Below are 4,433 nucleotides of genomic sequence, written 5' to 3'. Positions count from 1 at the left end.
GCGGGAGGGGGCGCGGCGGGGCGTCCGTTCGGTCCCGCTCGGCACCGCCGCCGCCGTGCCGGGCCGCCTTCCCGGGGCCGCCCCGCACCGGCCCCGAATCCGTCCGCTGCCTCGATTGCCGCCGCGGGCCGCACCTGGTATCCAATTCTGATGGACCGTCAGGTCTCTGCCCGGCGCGCTGGCCCGGACCTTCCCGGAGAGGCACCCCGTATGAGCGATCTCATCGAGTACGGACAGCTGTTCATCGGCGGCACCCCGGTCGATCCGCTCGGCTCGGGCACCATCGAGGTGGTGTCGCCGCACACGGAAGAGGTGATCGGGCGGGTACCGCACGCCGGGGCGGCGGATGTGGACCGGGCGGTGGCGGCGGCCCGGGCCGCGTTCGACCAGGGGCCGTGGCCGCGGATGCGCCCGGAGGAGCGGATCGCGGTGGTGACCCGGATCAAGGACGCCTTCGCCGCGCGCCACGAGGAGATGGCCCGGCTGATCAGCGCGCAGAACGGCAGCCCGATCTCCTGGAGCGTGCTCGGTCAGGGGCTCGCCGCGCTGCTGGCCTGGGAGGCCGCGCTGACCGTGGCCCGCGACACGGTCTACGAGGAGCGGCGGGCCGGCATCCTGGGGCCGCTGCTGGTGCGCCGGGAGCCGGTCGGGGTGGTGGCGGCCGTGGTGCCGTGGAACGCCCCGCAGTTCGTGGCCGCGGCCAAACTCGCCCCGGCGCTGCTGGCCGGCTGCCCGGTGATCCTCAAGCCCTCGCCGCAGGCGCCGCTGGACTCCTGTCTGCTGGCCGAGCTGGCGGCCGAGGCGGGGCTGCCCGAGGGGGTGCTCTCGGTGCTCCCCGCGGACCGGGAGACCAGCGAGTACCTGGTCGGCCACCCCGGGGTGGACAAGGTGTCCTTCACCGGCTCGGTGGCGGCCGGGAAGCGGGTGATGGAGGTAGCGGCCCGTCGGCTGACCCGGGTGACCCTGGAGCTGGGCGGCAAGTCGGCCGCCGTCATCCTGCCGGACGCCGATCTGGGCACCGCGGTGGCGGGCATCGTGCCCAACGCCTGGATGAACAACGGCCAGGCGTGTGTGGCGCTCACCCGCATCCTCGCCCCGCGCAGCCACTACGCGGAGATCGCCGAGCGGTTGACCGCCGCCGCCTCCGCGCTGGTGGTGGGCGATCCGCTGGACCCGGCCACCGAGGTGGGGCCGCTGGTGACCCGGAGCCAGCAGCGGCGTTCGCTGGAGTACATCGACATCGGCCGGGAGGGCGGCGCACCGGTGCTGACCGGCGGCGGCCGCCCCCCGTCCCCGGGCACCGGCTGGTACGTGGAGCCGACGCTGTTCGGGGAGGTCTCCACCACCATGCGGATCGCCCGGGAGGAGATCTTCGGGCCGGTGATCTGCCTGCTGCCGTACGACACCGAGGAGGAGGCGGCGCGGATCGCCGACGACTCGGAGTACGGGCTGTCCGGCAGCGTGTGGACGGCGGACGTGGAGCGCGGCGTGGACTTCGCCCGGCGCGTGCGCACCGGCACCTTCTCGGTCAACACCTTCAGCCTCGACATGCTCGGCCCGTTCGGCGGCTTCAAGAACTCCGGCATCGGGCGGGAGTTCGGCCCGGAGGGCTTCGGCGCCTATCTGGAGCACCAGACCGTGCACCTGCCCCCGGGCTGGGAGGGCTGAGCCGATGGGTGACCAGTGGGAGCTGGAGGTGGACCGCGGGCTGTGCGTGGGCTCGGGGCTGTGCGCGCACACCGCGCCCGAGGTGTTCCGCCTGGACGCCACGCGGCGCTCCCGGCCCGTACGGCCGCGTGCCACCGGGTCCGAGGCGGTGCTGGCGGCGGCCGAGGGCTGCCCGGTCGAGGCGATCACGCTCCGCCTCTCGGACACCGGGGAGGCGGTCTTCCCACCCGAGGAGTGACCCCGAAGCGCCTGAGGCCGGGGCCTCGGGCACGCCCGGCTGGTGGGGCGGTGTGCGGCCGGGCGCCCGCCCACCGCCCCAGGCCGGCGCAACCGCGACCCGCGGCCCGGGTCAGTCCCGGGGGGCCGTGAGGTCGATCAGTCGGCACACCGTCTCGATGTCGATCTTCACCTGGGCGATCGAGGCCCGTCCGGACAGCCAGGTGATCAGGGCCGAGTGCCAGGTGTGTTCGATGACCCGGACGGCGGAGAGCTGTTCGCCGGTCGGCGGATCGGACAGGCCCATCGCGTCCAGGATGATGGCGGTGGTCAGCCGCGAGACGGTGTCCACCTCCGGGCTGACCGAGCGGTCGGCGAAGGTCAGCGCGCGCACCATGGCGTCCGCCAGCTGCGGCTCGCGCTGGAGTGCCCGGAAGGCGCGCATCAGGGTCTGGGCGACCCGGGTGGCGGGCTCGGCCTCGGTCGGCGGGCGCTTGCGCAGCGTCTCGTGCATCTGCTGGAGCTGGTCCTGCATGGTGGCGACCAGCAGGTGCACCTTGGACGGGAAGTAGCGGTAGAGCGTGCCCAGGGCGACGCCGGAGTTCTCGGCCACCTCCCGCATCTGCACCGCGTCGAAGCCGCCGCGGCTCGCCAACTGGGCGCTGGCGTGCAGGATCCGGCGACGGCGCGCTTCCTGCCGCTCGGTCAGCTGCGAGGGGGCCGGCTTGGCTTCTGCGGTCATCTGTCCTACTTCGGTGCGTTCCGTCGGCAGGCTGCGGACACCGTGCATGATGGCAGGGCCCGGGGAGTGGCGCGAGTCACTGAAACTCGTTCCAGGCTAACGCCGCAGCCGGTCTCCTTGACCGCCCTCGCGGTGGCCGAGACAGGTTCCTGCCGCACCTTGCGCTACCGGTCGGTCACATAACGCGCTGTTCCGGGATGGCCGAGCCCCCCGGTCGCCGTTCGGGCGCGGTGTTCGCCGGCGTCACCGCTGGTACGCGATCTGCCGGTGCCCCGCCCGGGCTCGACTCGGCGCCGTCCGCCCCGGCCGCCCGGCCGTGGGGCGCGGCGCCCCCGTGCAGTGGCGCGGATCACCTTGCCCGCCCCCGGGGTCGCCGGGGCGGGCGGGTATCTTTCGAGAATCCTCCGGCGATTCGTAAGTGAAACTTGTTCTAGCCTTTTGCTTGCGGATACGCTCCGCTGAACTGGACCGAGAAGGGGGCCGCGAGTGACCGGCGACAGGCCGCTGCGCATCGCCCTGCTCACCTACAAGGGGAACCCGTTCTGCGGTGGCCAGGGCGTCTACGTGCGCCACCTGTCGCGCGAACTCGCGCGGCTCGGCCACCGGGTCGAGGTCATCGGCGCCCAGCCGTACCCCGTCCTGGACGAGGACCCCGACGGCAGGGTCGTCCTCACCGAGCTGCCCAGCCTCGACCTGTACCGGCAGCCGGACCCCTTCCGGACCCCCGGACGCGGGGAGTACCGCGACTGGATCGACGCCCTCGAGGTCGGCACCATGTGGACCGGCGGCTTCCCCGAGCCGCTCACCTTCAGCCTGCGCGTCCGCCGCCACCTGGCCGCCCGGCGCGGACAGTTCGACGTGGTGCACGACAACCAGACCCTCGGCTACGGCCTGCTCGGCCTGGACCGCATCGGTTTCCCGCTGGTCACCACCATCCACCACCCCATCACCGTGGACCGGCGCCTGGAGCTGGAGGCCGCGGCCGACTGGAAGCGCCGCGCCTCGGTCCGCCGCTGGTACGGCTTCACCCGGATGCAGAAGCGCGTCGCCACCCGGCTGCCCTCGGTGCTCACCGTCTCCGGCTCCTCCCGCCAGGAGATCATCGACGACCTCGGGGTGCGCCCGAACCGCGTTCACGTGGTGCCCATCGGCGCCGACACCGAACTGTTCAGCCCGGACCCGGCCGTGCCCGTGGTGCCCGGTCGGATCGTCACCACCTCCAGCGCGGACGTCCCGCTCAAGGGCCTGGTGTACCTGGTCGAGGCGCTGGCCAAGCTGCGTACCGAACATCCCCAGGCGCATCTGGTGGTGGTCGGCAGGCGCCCCGAGGAGGGACCGGTGGCCACCGCCCTGGCCCGCTTCGGACTCCAGGACGAGGACGCCGTCCGCTTCGTCAAGGGCATCAGCGACGCCGAACTGGTGGACCTGGTGCGCGGCGCCCAGATCGCCTGCGTGCCCTCCCTCTACGAAGGCTTCTCGCTGCCCGCCGCCGAGGCCATGGCCACCGGCACCCCGCTGGTGGCCACCACCGGCGGCGCGGTGCCCGAGGTCGCCGGACCCGACGGCGAGACCTGCCTGGCGGTGCCGCCCGGCGACGCCCAGGCGCTGGCCGCCGCACTCGGCCGACTGCTGGACGACGAGGAGTTGCGCCGCCGGCTCGGCGCCGCCGGCCGGGAGCGGGTACTGGCCCGCTTCACCTGGGAGCAGGCCGCCCGGGGCACCGCCGAGCACTACCGCGCCGCCATCGAGCGCCGGCGCCGCACCCTCGGCGCCCCTCGCACCCCCCGCCCTGTCTCTTATACACACC

The 4,433-nt window shown here is 73.8% G+C and carries 4 protein-coding genes; 3 read left to right on the top strand and 1 reads right to left on the bottom strand.

The genetic code is table 11. The features are described 5' to 3' along the window. The first annotated feature begins 210 nt into the window (after positions 1-210). A complete protein-coding gene (locus tag E4099_RS29575; protein ID WP_135342184.1) occupies positions 211-1,668 on the top strand; it encodes an aldehyde dehydrogenase in 1,458 nt (485 codons plus the stop codon). A gap of 4 nt (positions 1,669-1,672) precedes the next feature. Beyond that, a complete protein-coding gene (locus E4099_RS29570; RefSeq protein WP_135342183.1) occupies positions 1,673-1,906 on the top strand; it encodes a ferredoxin in 234 nt (77 codons plus the stop codon). 111 nt (positions 1,907-2,017) lie between these two features. Here E4099_RS29570 and E4099_RS29565 read toward each other — a convergent pair whose 3' ends face one another. Beyond that, positions 2,018-2,626, bottom strand: coding sequence for a TetR family transcriptional regulator (locus E4099_RS29565; RefSeq protein ID WP_135342182.1), 609 nt, complete (start codon positions 2,624-2,626; stop codon positions 2,018-2,020). A 486-nt stretch (positions 2,627-3,112) separates the two neighbouring features. Here E4099_RS29565 and E4099_RS29560 point away from each other — a divergent pair. Further along, the coding region (locus tag E4099_RS29560) for a glycosyltransferase family 4 protein (protein WP_135342181.1) at positions 3,113-4,433 on the top strand (1,321 nt) is incomplete at its 3' end.

The organism is Streptomyces palmae (assembly GCF_004684805.1).
GTDB lineage: Bacteria > Actinomycetota > Actinomycetes > Streptomycetales > Streptomycetaceae > Streptomyces > Streptomyces palmae.
This window is presented reverse-complemented; position numbering and strand designations above follow the sequence as displayed.

Bases quoted from the DNA above. Each gene is read 5' to 3' on its own strand.
- E4099_RS29575 (WP_135342184.1), top strand. From the start codon at position 211: ATGAGCGATCTCATCGAGTACGGACAGCTGTTCATCGGCGGCACCCCG.
- E4099_RS29570 (WP_135342183.1), top strand. From the start codon at position 1,673: ATGGGTGACCAGTGGGAGCTGGAGGTGGACCGCGGGCTGTGCGTGGGC.
- E4099_RS29565 (WP_135342182.1), bottom strand. From the start codon at position 2,626: ATGACCGCAGAAGCCAAGCCGGCCCCCTCGCAGCTGACCGAGCGGCAG.